At 55.6% G+C, this 25,868-nt stretch carries 17 protein-coding genes; all 17 read left to right on the top strand.

The features are described 5' to 3' along the window. Positions 1–3 precede the first annotated feature (3 nt). The 17 genes from tssE (at position 4) to ACMV5I_RS03350 (ending at position 25,714) form a co-directional block, all read left to right on the top strand. Positions 4–444, top strand: a complete 441-nt coding sequence (gene tssE / locus ACMV5I_RS03430; RefSeq protein WP_021178403.1) for a type VI secretion system baseplate subunit TssE — start codon at positions 4–6, stop codon at positions 442–444. Further along, positions 444–2,258 carry a type VI secretion system baseplate subunit TssF gene (gene tssF / locus ACMV5I_RS03425; RefSeq protein WP_046808159.1) on the top strand — a complete coding sequence of 605 codons (1,815 nt, stop codon included), beginning with the start codon at positions 444–446 and terminating at the stop codon, positions 2,256–2,258. Before tssE ends, tssF begins: the two co-directional genes overlap by 1 nt. Further along, positions 2,222–3,274, top strand: a complete 1,053-nt coding sequence (gene tssG / locus ACMV5I_RS03420) for a type VI secretion system baseplate subunit TssG (RefSeq protein WP_024529704.1) — start codon at positions 2,222–2,224, stop codon at positions 3,272–3,274. Before tssF ends, tssG begins: the two co-directional genes overlap by 37 nt. Positions 3,275–3,299: 25 nt before the next feature. Next, the gene (tagH, locus tag ACMV5I_RS03415; RefSeq protein WP_121606509.1) at positions 3,300–4,604 is read left to right on the top strand and encodes a type VI secretion system-associated FHA domain protein TagH; all 1,305 of its coding nucleotides are present in this window, start codon (positions 3,300–3,302) and stop codon (positions 4,602–4,604) included. Then, positions 4,601–5,107: a type VI secretion system lipoprotein TssJ gene (gene tssJ, locus ACMV5I_RS03410; protein WP_024486773.1), complete on the top strand. Its 507-nt coding sequence runs from the start codon at positions 4,601–4,603 to the stop codon at positions 5,105–5,107. The genes tagH and tssJ overlap by 4 nt, the downstream gene beginning before the upstream one ends. Before the next feature lie 2 nt (positions 5,108–5,109). Then, positions 5,110–6,456, top strand: coding sequence for a type VI secretion system baseplate subunit TssK (tssK, locus tag ACMV5I_RS03405; RefSeq protein ID WP_024529707.1), 1,347 nt, complete (start codon positions 5,110–5,112; stop codon positions 6,454–6,456). Next, positions 6,456–7,223 carry a type IVB secretion system protein IcmH/DotU gene (icmH, locus tag ACMV5I_RS03400; protein WP_414823679.1) on the top strand — a complete coding sequence of 256 codons (768 nt, stop codon included), beginning with the start codon at positions 6,456–6,458 and terminating at the stop codon, positions 7,221–7,223. Before tssK ends, icmH begins: the two co-directional genes overlap by 1 nt. 9 nt (positions 7,224–7,232) lie before the next feature. Then, positions 7,233–9,833: a type VI secretion system ATPase TssH gene (tssH, locus tag ACMV5I_RS03395; RefSeq protein WP_202810705.1), complete on the top strand. Its 2,601-nt coding sequence runs from the start codon at positions 7,233–7,235 to the stop codon at positions 9,831–9,833. Then, entirely contained in the window at positions 9,830–10,612 is a 783-nt protein-coding gene (locus ACMV5I_RS03390) for a helix-turn-helix domain-containing protein (protein WP_037413088.1), read from the top strand. The genes tssH and ACMV5I_RS03390 overlap by 4 nt, the downstream gene beginning before the upstream one ends. 2 nt (positions 10,613–10,614) lie before the next feature. Beyond that, positions 10,615–11,280, top strand: coding sequence for a type VI secretion system-associated protein VasI (gene vasI, locus ACMV5I_RS03385; protein ID WP_261169281.1), 666 nt, complete (start codon positions 10,615–10,617; stop codon positions 11,278–11,280). A 5-nt stretch (positions 11,281–11,285) separates the two neighbouring features. After that, positions 11,286–12,680, top strand: a complete 1,395-nt coding sequence (tssA, locus tag ACMV5I_RS03380; RefSeq protein ID WP_414823678.1) for a type VI secretion system protein TssA — start codon at positions 11,286–11,288, stop codon at positions 12,678–12,680. Between the two features lie 31 nt (positions 12,681–12,711). Beyond that, a complete protein-coding gene (gene tssM, locus ACMV5I_RS03375; protein ID WP_174334568.1) occupies positions 12,712–16,245 on the top strand; it encodes a type VI secretion system membrane subunit TssM in 3,534 nt (1,177 codons plus the stop codon). 60 nt (positions 16,246–16,305) lie between these two features. Continuing rightward, complete coding sequence (locus ACMV5I_RS03370) at positions 16,306–17,694, top strand: VasL domain-containing protein (RefSeq protein ID WP_414823677.1); 1,389 nt, start codon at positions 16,306–16,308, stop codon at positions 17,692–17,694. Positions 17,695–18,082: 388 nt separating this feature from the next. Next, entirely contained in the window at positions 18,083–20,059 is a 1,977-nt protein-coding gene (locus tag ACMV5I_RS03365; protein ID WP_414823714.1) for a type VI secretion system tip protein VgrG, read from the top strand. Positions 20,060–20,081: 22 nt separating this feature from the next. Then, positions 20,082–20,501 carry a DcrB-related protein gene (locus ACMV5I_RS03360; RefSeq protein WP_414823676.1) on the top strand — a complete coding sequence of 140 codons (420 nt, stop codon included), beginning with the start codon at positions 20,082–20,084 and terminating at the stop codon, positions 20,499–20,501. Between the two features lie 18 nt (positions 20,502–20,519). Further along, on the top strand, positions 20,520–25,220 hold the full coding sequence (locus ACMV5I_RS03355; RefSeq protein WP_414823675.1) for an RHS repeat-associated core domain-containing protein: 4,701 nt from the start codon (positions 20,520–20,522) through the stop codon (positions 25,218–25,220). Beyond that, positions 25,217–25,714 (top strand): CPCC family cysteine-rich protein, encoded by a 498-nt coding sequence (locus tag ACMV5I_RS03350; protein ID WP_121606520.1) that lies wholly within the window; start codon positions 25,217–25,219, stop codon positions 25,712–25,714. Before ACMV5I_RS03355 ends, ACMV5I_RS03350 begins: the two co-directional genes overlap by 4 nt. Positions 25,715–25,868: the final 154 nt, after the last annotated feature.

The raw sequence follows: 25,868 nt of genomic DNA, 5'->3' as shown, positions 1-25,868 counted from the left end.
GCAATGGCTGCGCTTCTTAATTGGGAGCGAGGAAGTTCTGCCAGCTTGTTTGAGCGTATCCAGGGGAAGGGCTTAGGCCCTTCCTCACATAGCCGTGTTCAAGAGCTATTAATCTCAATCAAGCAGCATTTGAACGAAGTCCTCAATTCGCGCCCCGGAGCCTGCCAAAGTGCTGCAGGCCTGGGGGTTATTGATCTCAATGATGCCACGGCAACCACGTCTGATTTCCGTAAGAGTATTGAGCAGGCCATCAAGGAGTGTATTGAGCGCTACGAGCCAAGAATTTCCGAGGTTGCCGTTCAATCCCTGGTGGATCAGGGGGACCCACTGTTATTGAGTTTCCATATCAGTGCTCAAGTTGATTTCGACAATATCGGCGATGTGGTTGAGTTCAATATCCAATTGGACAGCAACCGCCGTTACTGCCTAAACCAGGAAGCATAATGTCGTTCGAAAAGTACTTCAGGGATGAGCTGGATTACCTCCGGCAGTTAGGGCGTGATGCCGCAATCGAACGGCCGCATCTTGCTGCCTTTTTATCCGAACAGGGTTCCGATCCGGACGTTGAGCGCCTGTTGGAAGGCTTCGCCTTTCTGACCGGCAACCTGCGCGAAAAGATCGACGACCAGTTCCCGGAGTTGACGCACGGCCTGCTGAATATGCTGTGGCCGAACTATTTGCGGCCAGTGCCCAGCATGACCATCGTCGAATACACGCCGAACAGCAGTGCACTCACTGAAGCGACGTTGATCGAGCGCGGTAGCCAGATCGAGAGCGTCCCGATTGCGCAAAGGGCGGAACGTGGCGCGTTGCAAAACGACAGCGAAACACACGGACCTCAGTGCAGCTTCACGCTGTGCCGGGATGTCTGGCTGTTCCCTATGGGCATCCAGGATATCGCCGTCAACAACAGCAACGAACAGGGGATATTGAGCATTCACTTCGGCGCCAAGGCAGAGTTGAATGTGCAGGAAATGCGGCTCGATAAACTGCGTTTCTATCTGGGTGAGGACGGTTACACCAGCACCCAGCTCTATTTCTGGATCAGCCACTATTTCGAACGGGCCGAGCTGGTGGTCAACGGCATCACCATTCCGATGCCGGACTTCGATTTCAACCCGGTGGGCTTTGAGCGTGAAGATGCACTGTTGCCTTATCCGAAAAACGCCTATGTCGGCTACCGTATCCTGCAGGAGTATTTCTGTTTCCCGGAAGGCTTCCTGTTCTTTGACGTGGCTGGCGTGGTGGATTTCCCCGCGCATCTGAAAGCCAGCGAATTCACCCTCAATCTGCATTTCTCCCAGCCATTGCCTCCTGAGGTCAAGATACGGCCAACCACCCTGCGCCTGAACTGCACCCCTGCGGTGAACCTGTTCAAACGCGACAGCGAGGCGATAGCCCTGGATGGCACACAAACCGAATATCCGCTGTGTGCCAGCTACCATCATCCTGAGCGCTACGAGATTTTCTCGATCGATCGCGTGGAGAGCTGGTTAAGCAAAGATCCCAAGGGCAGCGGGCGGGGGCAGGCCAGAAGCTACCCGGCGTTCGAAAGTTTCCATCATCAGGTGGAACCTGCGCAGGAGCGCAGCATGCTCTATTACCGTCTGCGGGTGAAAAACTCGCTGTTCCGCAAGGGCTTTGAGCATTACATCTCCTTTGTGCGCAGTGATGAGACGCAGGTGGCCCTGTCTCAAGAAAACGTGTCGGTCAGCATGACCTGTACCAACCGCGAATTACCGCTGGCGCTACGCGTGGGTGATATCTGCCAACGGACGCAAGCAGGCCCGTCATTTGCCACCTTCCGTAATATAACCCGGCCTTCGGTACCGCTGTATCCGGTGTTGGATGGCAGCCTGCAATGGTCTTTGCTGTCAAATATGTCATTGAACTACATGTCATTATTGGACAAGGATTCGTTAAAACAGATCCTGCAGACCTATGATTTTCCCAGCGTACACAACCGGCAATCCGCTCGGTCGTCGCAAAAAAAACTGGACGCGATTTCGCGTATCGAAACCCAGCCGATCGACAGGTTGTTCCGTGGTTTACCGGTCAGAGGTCTGCAAACCACCCTCTGGCTGGAGCAAAGCGCTTTTGGTTCTGAAGGTGAGCTCTACCTGTTTGGTACGGTGTTGGCACGCTTCTTCTCCCTGTATGCCAGCGTCAACTCGTTCCACCTTTTGAAAGTCATCAATCTTGATAATCAGGAATGTTACCAATGGCCGGTACAGACGGGTCAACATGCATTGATGTAAGCGCGGGTGAAGGCGTACCGCCTGAGCCAGTGCTGGATGTGTCACGTTATAACTTTTACCAATTGGTCGAGCTGCTCAACCAAATGGCGGTAGCGTGGCAAAAATCCCCGGGTTCAGCCAGGCCAGCCGATGAGGCCATCCGCTTTAAATCGACCGCCAGCCTGGCTTTTCCAACCCGTGACGTGATCGCGTTGGAGACTTCCGCTCGCGGCCAGTTTGAGCTGGAAGTCTCTTTCCTTGGGCTTCATGGCAGCCAGTCGCCGTTGCCCGGTTATTACCTGGACTCGTTGGCCTGGGAAGATGCCCAGAATGAAAACCGCCTGACGGATTTTCTCAACGTGTTCAACCACCGGCTGTTAACGCTGCTGCATCAGATTTGGCGCAAATACCGCTACTACATCTGCTTTGACGAGGGCGGTAACGATGATGTCTCGCAGCGCATGTTTGCGTTAGTGGGATTAAGTAACGAGGCGATCCGCAAAAAACTGCGCATCCACCACGGCAAAATGCTGGCCTATGCCGGCTTGCTGGCCAGCCCTGGGCGTGCCCCGGAAGTGATTTGCAGCCTGGTGGCGCACTGTTTCAACCTGGCGGATGTGACGCTGCAAAGTTGGCAGTTGCGCAAGGTCAAAATCGCCCCGGAGCAGCAGAATCGCCTGGGCGGCAGGGTGAAGGTCAGCGGCCAGAAATACCAGGGGAAATCGGTGCTGGGCGTCAATTTCTCGCTGGGATCGCAGGTGGCGGATCGCAGCGGCAAATATCAGTTGTGCCTCAACCAACTGACGCGTGAACAGTTCTTGTCATTTTTACCTAACGGGGAGAATTACGAGCCGTTAGAGATGTTTGTGGCCTTCATTATGCGCGACCAGTTTTCGTGGGATTTACGCCTGGGTCTGGCAGAGCAGCAGGTGGGCGGCATGATCCTGGGAACAGAACAAAATAACCTGCTGGGCTGGACCAGCTTCCTCGGGGAACCCGAGCAACAGCCCCACGTAACCATTAGCGTTATGGAATGACAATCAAGATTCAGGAAGAGAGATCATGGATAAACAGCAACCGACGCTATCATTGCGAGTCGTCAATAGCGACAGATTGGAAAGTGGCAAACCGGCCAGCAGCCTGTTTAATGCACAGGGTGGGGTGGTTGGCAGTGACGGCAGCCATCATTGGTCTATTCAAGATCAGGGCGGCAATATCAGCCCTTCACAGTTTGCCATTGAATGGCGCGATGGGTCCTTTTGCCTGCGGGTGCTCAACGGTGCGGTGAGTATTAACCAGTCGATGCTGACGGCAAACTCCGGTTTGGTGCGCATCCAGCAAGGTGACGAGATCAGCGTGGGCAATCTGGCCATCAAGAGCCATATCAGCCGCTCGAACGCCGATATGATCGATCCGCTGATGGTTTCGCCGGAATCGCTGGTCTCCAGCTACAGCAACCCGCTGGAAGCGATGATGGAAGGGGGCAATGCGCAGCCTTCCCACCATGAGCAGGACAACCGCCTGGCCGCCACGGTCGCTAACGGTTTCAGCCACGACCCGCTGCGGGTATTGGAAACCGAAAGCCTGACGATGCACGAACCTTTGAGCGCCCTCACCGGTGCCGATCAATCATTACAACAGGATCGTTACCGCGATCCGCTGTTCTCTTCTCCACTTTCTGATATCACCAAGGACAGTGCCATGGATCAGGAGTTTATCGATCTGCCGCAAATCAGCAGTTTTCTTTCCGGCCAGCAGGCACCGTCAGACAGCAAGATGGAACAGCAGCACGTAGCGATCACGCCGCTGATGCGGGGTTTTGGCGCGCAACTGCCAATCCGCAACAGCCAGGAGGCCAATGACTTCCTCGAAGAAGCCGGCAAAACGCTCAGGGCCGCTATTGAAGGGTTATTGGCCTTGCAGCGCAGCCAACACGGCCTGCGGGACAAACATCTGCGGCCAATCGAAGATAACCCGCTGCGCCTGAATATGGATTACGACACCACGCTCAGCCTGCTGTTTGCCGATCAAAAAAGCCCGGTCCACCTTTCCGCCCCGGCGGCGGTGGCCGAGAGCCTGCATAACCTGCGTTTGCACCATCAGGCCAACCAACAGGCGATTGCTCAGGCGTTGAACACCATGCTGGAAGCCTTCTCCCCAGAGCGACTGCTGACGCGCTTTAGCCATTACATGCGCAGCAACGAGCGTCAGGAACAAGACTCCGCCTGGGCCTGGGAAATGTACAAAAACTACTACCAGGAATTGGCCTCCAGCCGCCAGCAGGGCTTCGAAAAGCTGTTTGGCGAAGTGTATGAACAGGCTTACGACCAGGCGCTGCGCCAGGGGATGAAGGACAGCGAACGATGAAAGGTGGCAGAGGATACTTTCTGACGACTGCGCTATGCCTGGTGCTGATGCTGTCAGGATGCACGATATGGAAAAACAAGAAGCCGGAGCGCGTTACCGAGCAGCCTTCTACGCTGCGGTTAACGCTGTTGGCGGACGCGAATATCAACCCCAATGAGAAAGGCGAGGCCGCGCCGACCGAGATTGCGGTGGTGTACCTGAGCGATGACTCCAAACTGCTGGCGGCCGACTACGACCAGCTCGACACGGAAATACTGAAGAAAACGCTCAGTAAGAACTACATCGACCACCAGGAATACACCCTGCTGCCGAGCCAATATAAACCGTTACCCGCCATTGAGCTGGAAGAGAAGACCCACTATCTGGGGGTGATTGCCTACTATGCCGACGTTGATCGCGCTGAATGGAAAAAAATCATCAAGATCAAAGATGTTGGTCATAACTATGGCGTGCTGATCCACGTTAAAGCGGATGAAATCGACTTAAGGAAAGAGGAAGAATAACCATGCCGACCAAGAATCGGGTGATTTGGCGCGAAGGCCTGTTCATTAAGCCACAACACTTTCAACAGCAACAAAGACATAACGATTATCAGCTGCAGCGCCGCATCACCGCGCTGACCAATTACACCTATGGCTTCCACTCGCTGCAGATCAATCAGGAACTGCTCAAGCTGGGGCGTATCGGCTTGACCAATGCCAGCGGCAGCATGGCCGATGGCACGGTGTTTGATATTCCTTACCAGGATTGCTCGCCCAAGCCGCTGGACGTACTGAACTGCAACGATGCCGCCAGCCGCGATATCTATCTGGCGTTGCCGATGCTCAACGACACCATCAATGAGGTTGCCAGCCCGCACAGCCAACTGCCTGGGGCGATCCGCTACGCCGAACATACCGATGACGTGCGCGATTTGCACACCGACGGCGGCGATGTCAGCCAATTACTACTGGCCCAGTTGGCACCGCGTTTGATGCAGGGCTCCGAAGATCTCAGCGCCTATTCCGTGCTGCCGGTTTGCCGTATCAAAGAGAAGCACCCAGATGGCTCGCTGATCCTGGATGAAGAATTTATTCCTACCTGCACCACCCTACACGCCTCCGTACAGTTGAAAGACTTTATGGATGAAGTGGAGGGCACCTTGGTGGAGCGCGCCCGGTTGCTGGCCAAACGTATCGGTTCGCCGGGCCAGCAGGGGATTGCCGACGTGGCCGAATTCATGATGCTGCAGGTGTTTAACCGCATGCAGCCTCTATTCACCCACCTGTCTCATCAGGCGGTGCTGCACCCACAGGATTTTTATAGCCACCTGGTGCAAACCTGCGGCGAGTTGCGCACCTTTACCGACGAATCGCGTCTGGCAGGCAGCTTCATCGTTTATAACCATGACAACCTGACCGACTGCTTCCAGCCGCTGTTCCTGGCGATGCGCCAAACGCTCAGCACCGTGCTGACACCGCGTGCCATCTCGGTACAGCTGCATCCACAGCCTAACGGCATTCGTGTGGGGACGATCAACGATAGCGATCTGTTGCGCAGCGCCGACTTTGTGCTGGCCGTCCGGGCGCAGATCCCACAGGAACAGCTGCGGCGTCAATTCGTGCAGCAAACCAAGATCACCTCGCTGGAGAAAATCCGTGAGCTGGTTAGCCTGCAACTGCCTGGTGTACCGCTGGTGGCGCTCTCTGCCGCCCCGCGTCAGCTGCCTTACCATTCCGGTTATACCTACTTCATGTTGGATCGACAAAGCCCGACCTGGAAAGAGGTCCTGCAAAGCAACGCGATTGCCTTCCACGTTTCGGGTGACTTCCCAGAACTGGATATGCAGTTCTGGGCGATTAGGAGCAGCTAATGAAAATGCATGCCGTCACGGATAACCCAGCGCTGCCCGAAACGGAAACCGTCACTTCGTATCGGCAATATCAGCTCCCGCTGCGCGGCGAGAGCCTGAATGCGATGGTGGACGCCGCCACGCCGTTACTCGGCATGGTGCTGCGCTTGAAGGACATGGAAAACCAGCCGCTGCCAGACCAGCTTTATCAGCAGGTGGTGACGGATATCCGCGCTATTGAGCAGTTCCTGCAAACCAAAGGCTACGAGCCAGGGGCGATCGTCTCGTTCCGCTACGTGCTTTGTACCTTTATCGATGAGACGGCGTTGGGGCACGGTTGGAATACGCAAAACGGCTGGTTGCAGCAGTCCTTGCTGGTGCATTTCCATAACGAAACCTGGGGCGGCGAGAAGGTGTACGTCCTGCTGGAACGCCTGATGGGCGAACCTAAACGTTATCAGGATCTGCTGGAGTTCATTTACCTGTGTTTCTGCCTGGGTTATCGCGGCCGCTACAAGGTGACATTGCAAAACAGCGATGACTTTGAACGGCTGTTCCGTCGGCTGCATCACCAACTGCAACAGCTGCGCGGTGAAGCGCCTGCGACCGTCTTGCACCAGAAACAAAGCCGCACCGGCGGGCGTTATTACCTGAGTAAACGGTTGACCATCAGGCATCTGCTATGGGGTGGCTTAGGCCTGTTGACGGTGATTTACCTGTTCTATGCCATCCAGTTACATGGACAGACTCAGGATATTTTGCAGCAGCTAAACAATTTATTGAGCTAGGAAGCACAGATGATTCAAATTGACTTGCCCACGCTGGTAAACCGCCTTAATCCCATCGCCCGCCATGCCCTGGAGGCCGCGGCGGCACACTGCGTCAGCCTGCAGGAGGCGGAAGTGACGGTCTCGCAGGTATTAATGCAGATGGTCGCCAGTCCCTTAAGCGACGTCAGGGTGATCCTTAATCATGCTGGCGTGGACACTGACGCATTGCGTGAGTCGCTCGATCAACGTATTTCCGGCTATCAGTCGGTCACTCAGGCTTATCCCAGCTTCTCGCCTTTGTTGGTGGAGTGGCTGCAGGACAGTTGGTTATTGGCGTCGGCCGAGATGGATCACAGCCAACTGCGCGGCGGGGTGATGTTGTTAACCCTACTGCTGAGCCCTATGCGTTATCTCACCCCGGCGGCCAGCCGGTTGTTATCCCCGGTGAACCGCGAACTGCTGCGCCAGAACTTTGCTGACTGGACCGCCGATTCCGCAGAAGCCCCTCGGGTAGCGAAAGCGGGCGAGAAAACCGCCGCAGCCGTCAATGGTGAAAGCCTGCTGGCGCGCTATGCCAGCAACATGACCGAGCAGGCCCGTAAAGGGACGTTGGATCCGGTGCTGTGCCGCGATGAAGAAATCGACCTGATGATCGATATCCTGTGCCGCCGCCGCAAGAACAACCCGATCGTGGTGGGTGAGGCTGGCGTGGGTAAAAGTGCCCTGATCGAAGGCCTGGCGCTACGCATCGTGGACGGCCAGGTGCCAGAAAAGCTGTGCAATAGCGAACTGATGACGCTGGATCTTGGCGCGTTGCAGGCCGGTGCAGCGGTAAAAGGCGAGTTCGAAAAGCGCTTCAAGGGGATCATGGCGGAAGTAGCCCAGTCGGCCACGCCGATCATCCTGTTTATTGATGAAGCCCATACGCTGATCGGCGCGGGCAATCAGCAGGGTGGGCTGGATATCTCTAACCTGCTGAAGCCAGCATTGGCGCGCGGTGAGCTGAAAACCATCGCCGCCACCACCTGGAGCGAATACAAAAAGTATTTTGAGAAAGACGCCGCGCTGTCGCGCCGTTTCCAACTGGTGAAAGTCTCTGAGCCGAGTGCTGAAGAGGCTACGGTGATCATGCGCGGCTTGCGCACCATCTATGAAAAGGCGCATGGCGTGCTGATCGACGACGAGGCTCTACAGGCGTCGGCGGTGCTCAGCGATCGCTATCTCTCTGGCCGCCAATTGCCGGACAAGGCCATCGACGTGCTCGATACCGCCGCCGCGCGGGTGGCGATCAACCTGACTTCGGCACCGCGCCAGGTGTCGGCACTGAAAACACAGCTGCACCAACAGGCGATGGAAATCCAGATGTTGGAGCGTGAGCAGCGCCTCAACCTGAGCCAGCCGGATGAGCGTTTATCGGTGTTGCAACTACAGCGCGCTGAGATCGAACAGCAACTGGCGGACCTGAATGCCAGTTGGCAGACCCAGCAGCAGTTGGTGCAGCAGATCATCGCCCTGCGGGCAGAGCTGCTGACGCAGGAAGAGAATGCCACGGAAGAGCAGGCCATCAATCTGGCGGCGCTGGGTGCCGAGTTGGAACAACTGCAACAGCACCAAACCCTCGTTTCTCCACACGTGGATAAACATCAGATCGCGGCGGTGATCGCCGAGTGGACCGGCGTGCCGTTAAACCGCCTGTCGCAGAGCGAACTGTCGGTGGTTACCGAGCTGCCCACGTATCTTGGCGAACAGATCAAAGGCCAGGAAACCGCGATCCACTGCCTGCATCAGCATCTGCTGACCGCCAGGGCCGATTTGCGCCGTCCGGGCCGCCCAATGGGTGCTTTCCTGCTGGTGGGGCCAAGCGGCGTCGGTAAAACCGAGACCGTATTGCAGATCTCCGAGCTGTTGTACGGCGGGCGCCACTATCTCACCACCATCAACATGTCCGAGTTCCAGGAGAAGCACACCGTTTCGCGCCTGATCGGTTCACCGCCGGGCTATGTGGGCTATGGCGAAGGTGGCGTGCTGACTGAAGCCATCCGCCAGAAACCCTATTCGGTGGTGCTGCTCGACGAAGTCGAAAAAGCCCATCCCGATGTGCTCAACCTGTTCTATCAGGCGTTCGACAAGGGTGAACTGGCCGACGGCGAAGGCCGCATCATCGACTGCAAGAACGTGGTGTTCTTCCTGACCTCCAACCTGGGCTATCAGACCATTGTCGATCACGCCGAACAGCCGGAACTGCTGGGTGAATTGCTGTACCCCGAACTGGCGGCCTTCTTCAAACCGGCTCTCTTGGCGCGTATGGAAGTAGTGCCTTACCTGCCGCTGGGCAAGGATACGCTGCAAACCATCATTCACGGCAAACTCAAACGCCTGGATAACCTGCTGCGCCAACGCTTCAACGCCGAAGTGGTGATAGAGCCTGAGGTGATCGAAGAGATCCTGCTGCGCGCCACCCGTGCCGAGAACGGGGCGCGCATGCTGGAGTCGATTATCGACGGGGCGTTGTTGCCGCCGGTTTCCCTACTGCTGTTGCAAAAAATGGCGGCAGGTACGGCGATTAGCCATATCCGCATCGCCACGGAGGGAAATGCGTTTACCGCACAGGTCGAGGAGGCGCTATGAGGCAACGGCTGAAATGCTTACTGGCGCTGCTGGAAAACGATTCGGTCGAGCATTTGGTCCATGGCTTCTTGACGCTGGATCACCACCGTCACGGGTTCGACGGCTTGATGGTGGCGATGTTCAACGCCAGCGAGGGGCAGTTGGAATGTCTCCGCCTGTCTGATGCCAACCGGCGTGCCACGGTGAAGTTGGAAGCCGATATCGAAGACACCAACCACCCGTTGGTACGGGTGCTGCGTAATGGCGCGCCCGAAGTCTGGTACGCGCTCAATCGCGGGGTGCGCATCGAAGATGACGGCTTTCGCGGCTTTATTGAGGCGTTGCCCAACGGTTGCAGCATGTATGGCGTACCGCTGTTTGATTTTCAGGGGCGGGCCTGCGGGGTGATTGCGGTGTTTGCCGAGGATATCGATCGATTTGTGGACAGCCGGGGCATGTTCTCTATCTATTGCCAGATTTTTCAGCACCGCCTCAACAAACTGCAAGAGGTGGAGCATCTGCGATCGCAGTTGGTCCAGTTGCGGTCGATGTTCAAGGTGCGTGAAAAACAGCTGGATGAGCTGATGATCTCGCTGAGCACCTCCGACGTTTCCACCTCGCCAGAGCTATCACGCGATTACAGCAAGATAGATGACCTGTCTAGCGCGGTGGAGGCGTTTGAAGCCGCGGTACTGACGCAGCGCCAGCGTCTATACGGCAATGACAAAAACCGCATCGCCGACAGCCTGGGGATCACGCCGCGCACCCTGGGTTATAAGTTGGCGAAATACAGGTGTTAGCTATGAATACGTGGTTATTGATCGGTTCGTTACTGCTTTCCGGCAGCAATTCAGCCACCGAGTGGCTAAGCGGTCTTTCGCTGTCGCAGCCTGAAGGGGATGCGCATCAGTTGGCGCTGCTGATGAACTGCCGCAGTGAAAGCTCGCCGCTGGTGCGTCTGGACTGCTATGACAACGCGTTGTCAGCGGCCAGCGGCGACAATCCTGGTCAGGTACAGGCCGGGCCAGCCTGGCAGCGAGCTATGGCGCAGGAAAAAGGCCGCCGCGATCACTCGACGGCATTCCTGATAAGCGAAGGGCAGGGCAACAACCCGCAGGTGGTGCTGACCACGCCAGCGATAGGTGTGCCGCCACCGCGGCCAGTGCTGATGCTGAGCTGCATCGACAACATTACCCGTTTACAGATCGCCTTGGTCGGCCCGCAAAAAGACGGTGCGGTGACACTAATGGCGGATAGCGACCGGTTTAACGTGCAGTGGTTCCTGCGTGAGAACGGCTATCTGCTGGAATCCAGCCGGGGCCTGGCCGGCATTGATGAGATCAAGCGGTTGATGTCGGCGCAGACGCTGACGATCGACGGTACCAACGGCGGGTTACCCCGTCTGACATTTAATATTTCGCAGTTAACGCCAGCGCTGAAACCGCTGCGTAACGCCTGCCACTGGTGAGGACTATGGATAGCACGTCACAACATCCCTGGCATGCATTATTGCTGACACCGCTGACGCCCGAGCAGACCGCCAAGGCGTTGGCCGATGACGATCCGCAATGGGAGCATATCGACAGCCAGATGGTCAAAGTGGGTTCGCTGACCCACAGCTCGCTGAATATTGATGACCTTCAGCAGCAGGCGATGGCTCTGCTGTCGCAAAAAAGCAAAGACTTCCGTTTGGTGGTGCACCTGCTGCGTACCTTGCAGCACGGGGGCGAACCGAGCGACCTGATGCTGGCGATCTCCTTGCTGACCGCTTACGTGCAGAACTTCTGGACCAGCGCCTGGCCGTTGAACCCGCTGCATAAGCGCCGCTTTGCCCAGCAGATCCTCAAGCGTTTTGACAGCGCCAGCGGCAGCTTTAGCCAACGGGCGACGGATGCCCAACGCCAGGATGTGCAAGGTTTGCTGGCACATCTGGCCCAGGTCTGGCACAGCGACGAACCGGCCCTGGCGAAAGAGGTGGATAGCCTGCGAACCAGCTATGCGCGGTTGCCTACTCGCACCGTTGAACCGGTGGTTGAGGAGGAAGAACGTCCTCAGTCAGGTTCGGCATCGACATCAACCACTGCCAGCAGAACGATCAGCCCCAGCCTGAGCATTGATAACTCCAGCGATAAAGCCTGGCGGCAAACGCTGCTGAAAATGGCGGATTTGCTGTGTGAACTGCACCCGGAAGCCGCCATTGGTTTTCGCCTGCGTCGCCATGCCCTGTGGGGCAGTTTGACCGCGCCACCGATAGCGCAGGCCGATGGGCGCACGCCGCTGGCAGCCGTTTCTGTCGATCGCATGGCCGATTATCTGGGGCGCATTGCGACTGCGGATCTGGCCCTGTGGCAACAGGTAGAACAGAGCCTGGCGCTGGCACCTTACTGGCTGGATGGCCACGCGCTTTCGGCGCAGATCGCTATTCGGCTGGGATACGCAGGAGTTGCGCAGGCCATACGCGACGAACTGAGCGCCTTTATCGAACGGATGCCGGCGTTAACCACCCTTTACTTTACCGATATGACGCCATTCCTCTCCCCTGAATCTGCCAGCTGGTTACAGCAGGATACGGGTGCCAAAGGGGGAGGTAACACTATTGAACAGGATGAAATTTGGCAATGCTATCAACAGCAAGGACTGGAAGCCGCGTTACAGATGATCGATCGGCAATCGCAGCAATCCGAACCCAGGGACCGTTTTTACCTGCAATTGCTCAGCGCCCAGCTACTGGAAAAAGCGGGGATGACGGCGCTGGCACAGCAGCACTACCACAACCTGTTGCAGGTGGGGCAGCAAGTGCAGCTAAGCGAATGGGAACCGGCGTTGATCGCCTTGCTAACAGACAAGCAGCGGCAGCTCAAGCCGTGATGGCCAGGGAAGGGAACAGGAGCGTTAACGCATGAAATTGCCCTCATTTATTCATTTTGCCAGACCGGCCATTCCGCGCATCAAAGCCTCGGTGCCGGTGGTACTGGCGCTGTTGGCCTGTATCGGCTTGATTTGGGTCTGGATTTACGGGCCGGAATGGAAGCTGAAGGATTACCAACCGTTCGAACCTTTGCTGAGCCGCTGGTTGGTGACTGCATTGGTCGTGCTGCTGGCGGTGTGCTGGCTCACCTTCAAAATGGTGCGGCGTTTACAGCAACTGGAAAAGCTGCAGCTGCAGGCCAAAACGCAGGTCGACGATCCGATCCTGGCCGATATCGAACAGCAGGACCAGTATCTGGGCGTCTGGAAGCAGCAGTTGCAACGGCGGCTGAATACCCCGGCTTATCTCTATCGTCTGCCTTGGTACATGGTTATTGGCACCCGCAACAGCGGCAAAAGCACCCTGATCAAAGAAGGCTACAAGCTGACCGAAATCGCCAGCCCGGAACTGACCAGCGTGGAAGACGCCGGCGAGCTGCGCGTGCGCTGCTGGCTGGGTGAACAGGCGGTGCTGATCGATCCGGCAGGTGAACTGATCGAGCAGCCAACGCTGTCCATAGTGGGCAAAGCGGCGCTCAATAGCCGCCTATGGCAAAGCCTGCTGAACTGGCTGGTTGAACACCGTAAACGCCAGCCGCTGAACGGCCTGATCCTCACCGTCGATCTGCATCAACTGCTGACGGCGAACAAGGCCCAGCGCGAAAACATGATTGCCAGCCTCCATCAGCGTTTGCAGGATGTGCGCCAGGCGCTGCATAGCCAGTTGCCGCTATACGTGGTGTTTACCAAACTGGACCTGCTGTACGGGTTTGAAGCGATGTACCAGACGCTGGATAAGGCCCAGCGCGAAGCGGTGCTGGGGGTGACATTCAGCCTGAATGCCGCCGAACCGGAGGTATGGCGCAAAGAGTTGCAGCAGTTCTGGCAGCAATGGATCGCCCAACTGAATGGCGCGATGCCAGACATGATGCTCAACGGCGTTGATGCCGGGCAACGTAGCCAGCTGTTCAGCTTTACCCGCCAGATGCAGGGCTTGCAAGAGTATGTGGTGCAACTGCTGGAGGGGATCCTCTACAGCGGCGATCATCAACAGCCACTGCTGCGCGGTATCTACCTGACTTCTGCCCAACAGCGTGGACAGATGGATGACGTGTTTACCCAGTCTGCCGCCGTGCAGTATCACCTGTCGCCGCAGGCCTTCCCAACCTGGCCGGTCGCCGAAACGACCCCGTACTTCACCAAAGAGCTGTTTAATCAGGTGTTGCTGGCGGAACCGAATCTGGCGGGCGAAAACGGTTTGTGGCTGCGTAACTCCAGAAAACGCCTGATGGTGTTCTCCTGCGTGGGCGCCGCGGTGGCGCTGACGCTGTGGGGTTGCTGGCAATACTACTATCAGAGCAACTACCGTGCCGGACAAGAGGTTCTTGCCCAGGCTAAAACATTCCTCTCCATCCCGACGCCGAAGGGTGACGATCGCTATGGCAACCTGCAGCTGCCGTTGCTGAACCCGATCCGTGACGCCACGCTGGCTTATGGCAACTACCATGAGCGCAACAGCCTGTTGGCGGACATGGGCCTGTATCAAGGCAACAACATCGGCCCGTATGTGGAAAGCACCTATCTGCAACTGTTGCAGCAGCGCTTTGTTCCGGCATTGATGAGTGGCCTGTTGGAGCAGTTGAATGCCGCGCCTCCAGGTAGCGAAGAGAAACTCGAGATCCTGCGCGTGATGCGCATGCTGGAAGATGGCAGTGGCCGCAACGTGGCGCTGGTGGAACAATTTATGGGCGATCGCTGGAGCCAGCAGTTTAACGGCCAGCGCGAACTACAACAGCAGTTGATGGGCCATCTGGACTATGCGCTCAAGCACACCGATTGGCGTGCCGCGCGGGAAAGTGGCGATCAGATTGCCGTCAAGAACTTTATCCCTTATCGCCAGCCGATCCAGCTGGCACAGCGCGAGTTGAGCAAGCTGTCGATTTATCAGCGGGTGTACCAGAACCTGCGCATCAAGGCACAGGAAGCGCTGCCTCCGGCCCTGAACCTGCGCGATCAGATCGGTGCCAGCTTTGACGACATCTTTATCTCCAACAACGATCGCCTGCTGGTGGTGCCACAGTTCCTGACGCGCAACGGTTTGCAGAACTACTTCACCAAGCAGAATGACCAACTGGTCGATCTGACGGTGATGGATAGCTGGGTGCTGAATCTTAGCAAAAACGTCGAGTATAGCGAGGCGGATCGCAAAGAGATCCAGCGGCAGGTGACCGAGCAGTATATCGGTGACTATACCGCCACCTGGCGTGCGGCGATGAATAACCTGTCGGTCGGTGAGTTTGAAGATCTGCCGCAGGCGATCAGCGCCATCGAGCAGGTGATCAGCGGCGAGCAGCCTTTCCGCCGTGCCTTGCAGACGCTGAGTGATAACACCCGGCTGCCTGCGGTGCCTGACGCGTTGCAGGGTAAAGAACGCCAGGAGCTGATGCAAAAATCCGATTATCAACTGCTGGGCCGCGTCAACCGCGAGTTCGCGCCGGAAACCGGCGTGCTGGTGGAGAACGGTGACAAAGGCAGCGTGCTGCAAAGCGTCTACCAAAAGCTGACCGAACTGCACCGTTACCTGCTGGCGATCCAAAACTCACCGGCCCCGGGTAAAGCGGCCATGAAGGCGGTACAGCTACGCCTGGATCAAAACAGCAGCGACCCGATCTTCGAGGTTCAACAGTTGGCGAAAAACCTGCCGGAACCGCTGAACCGCTGGGTAGGGGATTTGGCCGAACAAGCCTGGCGCGTAGTGATGATGGAAGCCATCCAATCGTTGGAAGTCGAGTGGAACGAGACGGTAGTGAAGCAGTATCACACCTACCTGGCTGGCCGTTATCCGTTCGATCCTAAATCGCAGCAGGACGTGCCGCTGAGCGAGTTTGAACGCTTCTTCGGCCCGAAAGGCACCCTGGATAGCTTCTACCAGCAGAACCTGAAGCCGTTCGTGGATAACAACCTGAGCAGCGGCAGCGACGGGCAACTGTTAATCCGCCCAGACGTGCTGCAACAGCTGGCACAGGCACAGAAGATCCGCGAAACCTTCTTCTCGGCACAAAACGGCCTGGGTACCCAGTTCGCCATCGAACCGGTGGTGCTGAGCGGCAACAAACGCCGCAGCGTGCTGAACCTGGATGGGCAGTTGCTGGACTACGCACATGGCCGCAGCAACATGGTGCATCTGGTTTGGCCTAACTCCATGCGGGCCGGGGTAGAAAGCAAGGTAACGCTGGTTCCAGATGAAAACGGCAAGTCCCCGCGCAGCATCACCTTCAGCGGCCCTTGGGCACAGCTGCGGCTGATCAACGCCGGTGAGTTGACCAACGTCGGCACCAACTCGTTCGATGTCCGCTTCAAGGTGGACGGCGGCGAGATGACCTACCGCATCCATGTGGATGAGTCCGACAACCCGTTCGCTGGCGGTCTGTTCAGCAAGTTCACCCTGCCAGACACGCTGTATTAATCGTTGTTATTCCGTCTCTCTGCCGCGCTTGGCAGAGAGACGCTTTAAGGATGAGTCCGCATGAGCGAAGCCTCAGAAAATATCATCATTCAAACCGGCGGCGATCCGCGCCATTGGCCGGAATTCAGCGCCATTCGTGAAGAGATCAACAAGATCAACCACCCGGCGCGACCAGAGGTCAACTGGCGGCTGATTGAGTCCCTGGCGTTGACGCTGTTCCGTACCAACGGAGTCGATCTGCAAACCACGGCGTACTACGCCCTGGCGCGTACCCAAAGGCACGGGCTGGCCGGGTTTACCGAAAGCTGCGAGCTGTTGGCGGGCATGGTAGTCAGCCAATGGGAGCAGCTGTGGCCAGAGCAGCCGCAGGCCCGCTCGGAAATATTGGAGTGGTTCAACGCCCGCGTCGGTAGCCAACTGCGCCAGCACGAGTTCGGCATTGACGACCTGCGCCTGGTATACCGCGCCGAGCGGGCGCTGCAACTGCTGTGCGACAAACTGCAGCAGGTCGAGCTCAAGCGCGTTCCACGCATTGAAAACCTGCTGTATCTGATGCAGAACACCGCCAAACGGCTGGAAGCCGCCCATGAAGCGGCCAAACAGCCGCCAGCGCAACCGCTGAAGATGCCCTCGATGGTATATCTCTCGGTGCCCGACGCGGAGCCGGTCCGCACCCTGTTCTCGGGGGCAAAACCGGCCGCGAATGAACCTCCTCCGGCGTACGAAGAACCCGCGCCGCAGCCAAAAGAACAACCACTGCCCAATGTGGAAGTGCGTTTTGCACCGCCATCACCTGTCATCCCTAAAGCGGCCAAACGCGCGGCGACGGCTTGGGGCTTTGGCGGCGGTGTGCTGTGCAGCCTGGTGGTCGCTGGTGTGGTTTACCTGATGCAGGTGAAACCGATGCAGGAGCGACTGGCGGGGCTGGCCGCCACCCCGGACGGTTCGGCGCAGCTGTGGCTAGCCCAACCCACCCTGGACGGCTACGGCCAGCAATTGAACACCCTGGAAAACCTTTCTCCGTTGGCCGGGTTGCGTACCGCCGATGCCTCGGTGGCGCTGGCCAACCAGCTGTGGCCGACCGATCCGGAGCAGATTGCCCAAAGCCAACGTTGGCAACGGCTGCTACAGGCGCGGCTCGGCAGCGAGCGGGCCGACAGCAGCTATTTCCAGGTGCAGCAGCGCTTGCAGGCGCTGTCGGACAAGTTGCTTGAACAGGAACAAACGCGCGGCAGCCTGACGCTTTCTTATCTGAAAACGCAGGTTTATCAGATGCAAAGTGAACTGAACCGTGAAACGCCGCTTGAAGAGTTGCTGCGGCAGTTGGCGGTTTCGGTGGAACAACAACAACCGGCTTCACCGGTGCTGCTCAAGCAGATAGACGAGCGTTGGAACGCACTGCTCAGTCGCTATCACCAACTCACGCAGCAGGCAGCACCTGCCCGTTAACCTCCAGGAAGGAAAAGATATGTTTGCTGATGATAAGAAAAACGCCCCCAAGGGGGGTGTGCAGCCGAAGAACATTGTGGCCACGGAGACGCCGTCAGTCAGTGGCGATCAGGTGGCGGATATGGTGGGAGCCGCGGCTGGCGCTGTAGGCGGCAAGGCGGGCAAGGTGGTATCGCAGGCGGCAGATATTGCCAAAAAGGCCGGTTCGATAGCCTCATCCGTAGGCATCAATCCGAAGAACATTGTCAGCGGGGGGAGCGCTGCAGGCATAGCCTCATCCGCGGGCGTGAAACCGATGAACATTGTCAGCAGTGGTAGTGCCGCGGGCATGGCCTCATCTGCGGGCGTAAAGCCGATGAACTTTGCCAGCGGCGGCAGCGCCACGGCGATGGCGTCCTCTGCTGCCAGTGCCCTGCTGGGCGGCGCGGAACCGAGTGGGTTGCAGTTTACGCTCTCCACGGCGAACCTGCCTCCGCAGACCTTTGTGGTGGTGGATTTTAGCCTGACCGAGATGCTCTCCTCACCGTTCGTGCTGAACGTGGGCCTGGCCAGTGCCGATCCGGCCATCGACTTTGCCGCGGTGCTGGATGAAGATGCGACGCTGGTGATCAAGCGTGAAGGGGTAGTGCAACGCAGCATCACCGGCATGGTGGCGAGTTTTGAACAGGGCGATACCGGCCTGCATCAGACTCGTTATAGCATGGTGATCCGCCCGGCACTGTGGCGAACCACGCTGCGGCGCAACTCGCGTATCTTTCAGCAGCAGAGCATCGAAAGCATCATTACCACCTTGCTGAAAGAGAACGGCATCACCGATTTTGCCTTTGGCTTGCGCAATCCCCACCCGGCCCGTGAGTTCTGCGTGCAGTATCAGGAATCGGATTTTGACTTCATCCAGCGGCTGGCCGCCGAAGAGGGGATGTTCTACTACTTCGAATACCCCGAAGGCAAAAACATCGTGGTGTACACCGATGACGTGGGCACCTTGCCGCAGGGCGCTGTGCTGCCGTATAACCCAGGCGTAGCCTCTCAGGCGCTAGAGCTGTGTGTCACCACCTTCACCCGTAGCGCACAGGTGCGTACCGCCGTGGTGGAACTGAAGGATTACACCTTTAAAAACCCGCAGTGGTCGGCGGCCTTTAATGAGCAGGCCAGCGAACTGCAAAACCAGCGGCCAGACTACGAACACTTCGATTTCCCTGGGCGTTTCAAAGACGAACAGCACGGCAAGGCCTTTACCCATTACCGCCTGGAAGCCCTGCGCAACGATGCCAACCTGGGGCAAGGGCAGAGTAACGACTTTACCCTGCAGCCTGGGCTGCTGTTTACGCTGACCAGCCACCCGCGTAGCGATTTGAACCACCAGTGGCAACTGCTGAGCATTCAGCACAGCGGTAGTCAGCCTCAGGCGCTGGAGCAGGAGTCCGGTGGGCAAGGCACCACGCTGAGCAACCAGTTCGTCTTCCTGCCGCACACCCAGACCTGGCGACCGACGCCGATGCCGAAACCGAGCATGGACGGCCCACAGATCGCGATGGTGGTGGGTCCAGCCGGGGAAGAAATCTACTGTGATGAGTTCGGCCGTATCCGCCTGCAATTCCTGTGGGACCGCTACGGTAAAAGCAACGACAACAGCTCGTGTTGGATCCGCGTGACCCAACCGTGGGCCGGGCAGGGCTGGGGGATGTTGGCCATCCCACGTATCGGCCAGGAAGTGGTGGTGGATTTCCTGCATGGGGATCCGGACCAACCGATCGTCACCGGGCGTACCTATCACGCCAACAATATCCCGCCGGGATCGCTGCCTGCCAGCAAGACCCAGATGGCGTTCCGCTCCAAGACCCATAAGGGCGAGGGCTTCAACGAATTGCGGTTCGAGGATGCCAAGGGGGGCGAGGGGCTACATCTCCATGCTCAGAAGGATATGGAGACGATAGTACTGAATGATAGAAGCACAACAGTAATGGCTAATCATACCGAAACGGTTGTGAAGGATCAGACTATTGCCGTTATTCAGAACCATAACTTAACGGTTAGCGCCAATCACAGTGTGGCAGTACAAGGGGATCAGACCACGATAATTGGAGGCAAGCGAGAGGAAGCGGTACAAGGTCCTCTGCTGCTCTCTTCCGCGACAGGTATACGATTGGTCTGTGGTGATGCGGTAATTGAACTGGATACTGGCGGTAATATCAGTTTGATTTGTAAAAGTTTTAATTTTTACGGTTCTGCCAATGGCCAGCTTACGACGGGTGGTGTGCTGGATCTGAATATGGATGGTGGTGGGCCGGGTACTAAAGCTGGCCCTGACGCAGGTGCGATTAAAGCTGCCGTTAAAGCCATTTTCTCACCACCTAAAAAATAATAAGCATTGAAAGGGACGAAAAATGAAATATCAGATCCAGGAAGGTTGTTTTAGCCTGACAAATGGCTTCGAAGATGAAAGCATTAACATAATAAAATTCAAGGAACTGCAGTCTGCTTTAGTGGTTACTCGTGCCTGTCTGATGGAAGGGCAATCGCTGGAGGGATATTACGACCAGCAGATGGCGCAATTGAAACACGCCATGAAAAACTTTCTGCTGGATGAGCGGAAAAAGGTCACGGTCGACAGTCCTGACGAACAACGCCAGTCCTACCAGGCGCACTGTGAGTTCGATCAGAAGGGGCAACGGATGTACCAGTGCCTGCTATTCACCGAAGCGCAAGGCCGACTATTGGTGATGGCCTATTCACAACCCAGGGCTTTTTCTAAAGCTGATTTTGCCCATTGGCAGGGAATTATCGATAGCCTCGTTCTTCACTGATTTGCAAAGGATAGCATCATGGCTGGGGACTTTCTGGCAGCAAAACAAAATGACACATTAGCGCATACTTCACTTTTGGCCGATGTGATTAGTGGCGTAGTTAAAGGCGCTATTTACACCGCCATCGGTTTGGCGGCAGTGGCGGCGACGGCGGCGACGGGAGGTGCTGCGCTGGCGGTCGGGCTGGCTGCCGGTGCTGTCGGTGGGTTTGTCTTGGGGGAGGCGATTGATGCCGTTTCTGACGGCATTGGTGAATTTTTTGGGGGGACCTCGCTGGATGCGACCATTACGACCGGATCGCCAAATGTGAAGACCAAAAGCCTGCCCTCAGCCCGTGCGGCAGGGAGCATTCCGCATGAACGCCTTTACGCTCTGATCGAGGAAGAACGGAGTAATCCACCGAAAAACAAAGCATTGGCGATCGCCGAAGGCGTGGCGAAAAAAGCGTTTATGTTGTCGCCACCGGGTATGGCAATGGCTGCGGGCTCCATGATCATGTCCCTGTTCAGTGAGAATAAAGCGGAACCCACTGCGCTGACCCCACCCGATAATGGAGAACCCAAAAAAGGGTTTTGGGAGGGAGTTTGGGATGGCATTGTAGCCCCGGTAGCCGCCGCCAAAGATCCTGCAGCAACTCCCAAAGATCAAGACCTGATTGTATGCACCAAATGGCATGCCTTTGGCGGGCCATTATATCTGGCGGAAGGGTCGAAAAAAGTTCTTATCAACAGCCAACCCGCCAGCCGCAATGGCGACCGTAGTACTTGTGACGCAGTGATCCAACATACCCACGGTGCGCCACGGGTGCGTATTGGTGGCGGTAGCGTGGTAGTGCGTGACATCAGAAGCGGTAAAAACCCGATAGCAGATTTTTTAGGGCAGATTATTGGCTCTGCCGGGGTGGGCCTGCTGGCCGGGGGATTACGTGCATTGCTCAGTGGAGGGCTGCGCAATTGCCTTAAGAAAGTAGGTTGTACCCTCGCATCGGAGGCGATTGGATCGGCGATCGGCGTTGGAGTGAGCAGTACTTTGGGTGGCGCGCTTGGTCAGGCGGCCTCCGCTGTCTCGAACCCGGTGAATGCGGCCACTGGAGCCAAGGTTTTGTACGGCGAAGAAGATCGTGACTTCGTACTACAAGGGCAATATCCGCTGTATTGGCAACGCATTTATAACAGCCGTAATGCGAACTCGAGTATTTTGGGACGTGGCTGGTCGCTGCCGTTTGACGTATCATTGCGCCTTGAAGCTTCAACCCGTTTTCCGGGTCAAGATGAAGTGATCTATACGGACAATTCTGGGCGTGATCTTCCGCTGGGGATCATGGCGCTGGGTAGTACTTTCTATTATGTTGATGAAGGCTTCCGGATGTACCGTAGCCTCAATAACATCTTCCTGCTCGAAACTCCGGATGGTGATTATCAACTGTTTGAAGCCGATCCTCATCATATCAACCGGCTGCGACTGGCAAAATCCCTCGATCGCCATGAGAACAGCCTGACCTATCGCTATAATCCAGATGGGCAACTGACGCATATTTATGACGAGGTGCAGGCGGTATCGGTTCAGCTCCTTTACCACCCAGAACATCCGCAGCGATTACATAAAGTCTGCCAGCAGAGCGATGCGCATAATGAGCGTGTACTGGTGGAATATGGCTACAATGATGCCGGAGAATTAGTCACAGTTCTGGATGCGGATGGGCGTGTGACCCGCCGTTTCGCCTATGATGTTGAACATCATCTGATGATCATGCACCAGTTCGTTACCGGATTACAGGCGAGATACCGCTGGCAATGGTTGACTGTACCGGACGAGCTGCGGGATGAGGGCGACCCTGAACAGCAGGGTTATATTGCAGAGCACTGGCTAATGGATGGTGAGCAGTGCCTGGAAGCCTATCAACTGGAATATGATTTGCCGCAACGGACTTTGCGCGTCAATCAAACCGGAGTCGGAACAAGCATACGGCGCTGGGACGTTCAGCACCAGATCACCGAGTATACCGATGTTTATGGTCACTGCTGGCAGTTTGAATGGAATGAAAAGCGACAATTGCGTTCCGCGACGGACCCGCAAGGCGGTATTTATCGTTTTGAATATGATGACCGTGGCAACCTCACTGCCAGTATCAACCCTGAAAATGAAAAACTCTTCACTGAGTGGGATGAGGATTTTGCTTTCCCTCGTTCGCGAATATTGCCTAACGGTGGCACCTGGTATTACCAATATGGCGCACGTGGCGATCTGATCTCTACCATTGATCCTGCCGAACAGATCACCCGTTATGATTACGATGACTTGGGTAACCTGATCCGTCTGGTGGATGCCAAGGGTAACGAAAATCACTACGTGTACAACTCACGCGGGCAGGTGATCCGCCAAACGGATTGTTCCGGCTATATGACGCGTGTGGACTATGACGAGTGGGGACGGTTGCAGCGTGTTACCGACGCAAGTGGGGCTGCAACCCAGTATCACTTTACCGCTGGGGGATTGTTAGATAAGCAGAAACTGCCCGATGGGCGCGAACCTCAATTCGAGTATGACGCTTCAGGGCAATTGGAAAAAGTCATCAGCCCGGCGGGGGATATCACCCGTTTTGCCCGTAACCGTCGTGGACAGGTCACCGAACGTTGGGATCCCAAACAGCAGAGTATACGTTTCCAGTACGATACTCTAGGTCGACTGATCCGTTTGTCGAATGAAAAGGGGGAGGCATATCGGTTTGAGTATGATGCGCTGCACCGCTTAACGGCCGAATATGATTTGAGCGGTCAATGCAAGCAATACCAGTATAACGCGTTAAGCGAGTTGGTTGCGCTGGCACATTTCCCGGACAGTGAAGCGGTTGCGTTACAGTTTTCGCCTATCTTTACTCACTTTGAACGCGATGCTATTGGTCGGTTACGCGTCAAGATGACCCATGACAGTCGTATAGAATACCGTTACGAAAAGTTGGGGATCACGATCACTCGTTTTACCCGGGCCGAATGGGCGCAGGCCGCTGCTGAACAGCGTGAACCTGATGCCATGGATTCGCTGGTGTTTAGCTACGACAATCATGGGCAACTAACTGGCGAGAAGAACCATGGTGGTCAGTATCAGCATCACTATGATCCTTTGGGTAATTTGTTAAGCACGGTGCTACCGGATGGCCGCGCGCTTCGTCATCTCTATTACGGCAGTGGACACTTGCAGCAAACGAATCTGGTTGAGGATGACCAGACCTGGGTGCTAGCTGAGTACGATCGTGACCGACTCCACCGGGAGGTTCGTCGTACCCAGGGCGATCTCCAGCAGCAGACGGAGTATGACGCCAGTGGTCGTATTGTGGCGAATATCACTCGCCTGGGTTCCCGTGCCACCGTCTTTGCTCCGGTTATCGATAAACGTTATGGCTATGATGCCCACGACAATCTGGTTGAACGGATTGTTAATTACGGGAATAGCGATCGGCCGTTCCAGTATGGGCCACGTGAGGATGAGCAATATCACTACGATCCGGTAGGCCAGATCGTCGGTAAAGCGAAAGGCTATGACTCTGCGGATTATCTGTATGACGCAGCGGCTAACCTGCTGGATCGTACGTCACCGATGGTGGTTCATAACCGGGTCATGAAGTTCGAGGGGTATACTTATCGCTATGATGCCTTTGGCCGCCTTGCTGTGCGCATCAACGAACGCAAACGGATAAGGCAGCACTTCGATTACAACAGTGAGCATCGCCTGGTAGGTGTACGGTTCGATAATCACCCTGACCTTACCCATGCGGAATATCGCTATGACGCATTGGGACGGCGGACGCACAAGGTCCTGTATCGCCGAGCTATAGAAAATACCCCGGCCCCTGAACCAGAAACCACGACTTTCTACTGGAATGGGATGGTACTCAGTGGCGAGCACACCAGTGACAAACCGAAAAACAACGTCCTGTATACCTATAATAACTTCAGCTATGAACCGCTGGCGAGGATCGACACGTTCCATTATAAAGATGTGGAGACAGAGAAGACGCACCATTCAGTGGATGTGTATTACTACCATAACCATCTGAACGGGATGCCGGAAGAGCTTACTGATGAAGTTGGCAGGATAGTCTGGCGTGGGCATGCCAGCCTGTGGGGAGAAGTGCTCAAGGAGGAGAATAAGCAATACGCGGTAGTAGCGCAGAACCTGAAATTGCAGGGCCAATACCTTGACAGGGAAACGGGACTGCATTACAACACGTTCAGGTACTATGATCCGGCGATGGGGCGCTTCACCCAGCCTGACCCGATAGGGTTGGCGGGAGGGATGAATCTTTATGCATATGCGTTGAACCCCTTCACATGGATAGACCCGTTGGGTTTATGTTTCAGTAGTGTTAAATGGAAGAAAGGGCAAAATATTTGGAAGAAGGGTAAGCTAAGCGAGCACTATAATAAGCATGTTGTGAAACAAGGCGAGTTTGGAGATATTAGTATGAAGCAATACCATCAACAGATGGAGGAGTTTTTATTAGAGTTGTCTCCTGATTTCAAACAGGCGCAAATTGGTAATCAAGTAATAAAATTTGATCCGGGCTCTAATAGAGTGCTTGTTGGGCATGCGAAAGATAGAGAGATCCTTTCATTCTACAAGGCACAACCTGACCTTGTTAAGGATAGCCCTTTTACAGATGCTATTAATGAAGCATTGCGTAAAACAGGACTATCACAATCGGATGTAATTTACAAATGAAAAAAATAAGCAGGAAATTAGCGTTAACTCACTTGGCTATAATTAAAATAGCACAATGCTCAGAAGAAGATGTTGATAATATTCTTTTTGCTGAGTATCTTAATGAAGACGGTGAGTCTATAGAGTATTCGGATATTTTTGATGACTCTATTCAAGAATGTTTATTGAATTATTTCATTGATGTGAAATTAAAAGGCTTTACTAATGAATATTTACAAAAATATCTTGTGGGTTTATATAAGGAACCATTTACTGTTGTAGGTAATGAAGATGTTTTAGAGGAATGCCCTTGTTGTGGTTATCTAACCTTACCTAGTCGGGGAGGATATGATGTCTGCTCTGTATGCTACTGGGAAGATGATGGGAAGCCAAGTAGTGAGTTAGATAGTTATAGCTCTGTTAATCACTCAACTCTTAGGGAGTACAGAGAAAAATTTGAAGAAAAAAATGCAGAGTTAAATAATATACCGTATAAATTAGGTAGAAATGCCTGATGGTTTTTTATTTTTGAAATCAAACCGGAAAGTTTAGCTTCTATCTTTCCGGCTAATCTATATTCCTTGTAACATTAATAAATTTCTCTATTGCACCCGAATAACTGCAATGTCGGATATCACTTTGACGTTGCCCTGTTAGGCCCTACTGCGT

It is taken from the genome of Serratia sp. T13T92 (assembly GCF_047530105.1).
Taxonomy (GTDB): domain Bacteria; phylum Pseudomonadota; class Gammaproteobacteria; order Enterobacterales; family Enterobacteriaceae; genus Chania; species Chania fonticola.
Note: the sequence above shows the minus strand (reverse complement) of the source record. Positions and strands in the feature narration are given on the sequence as shown.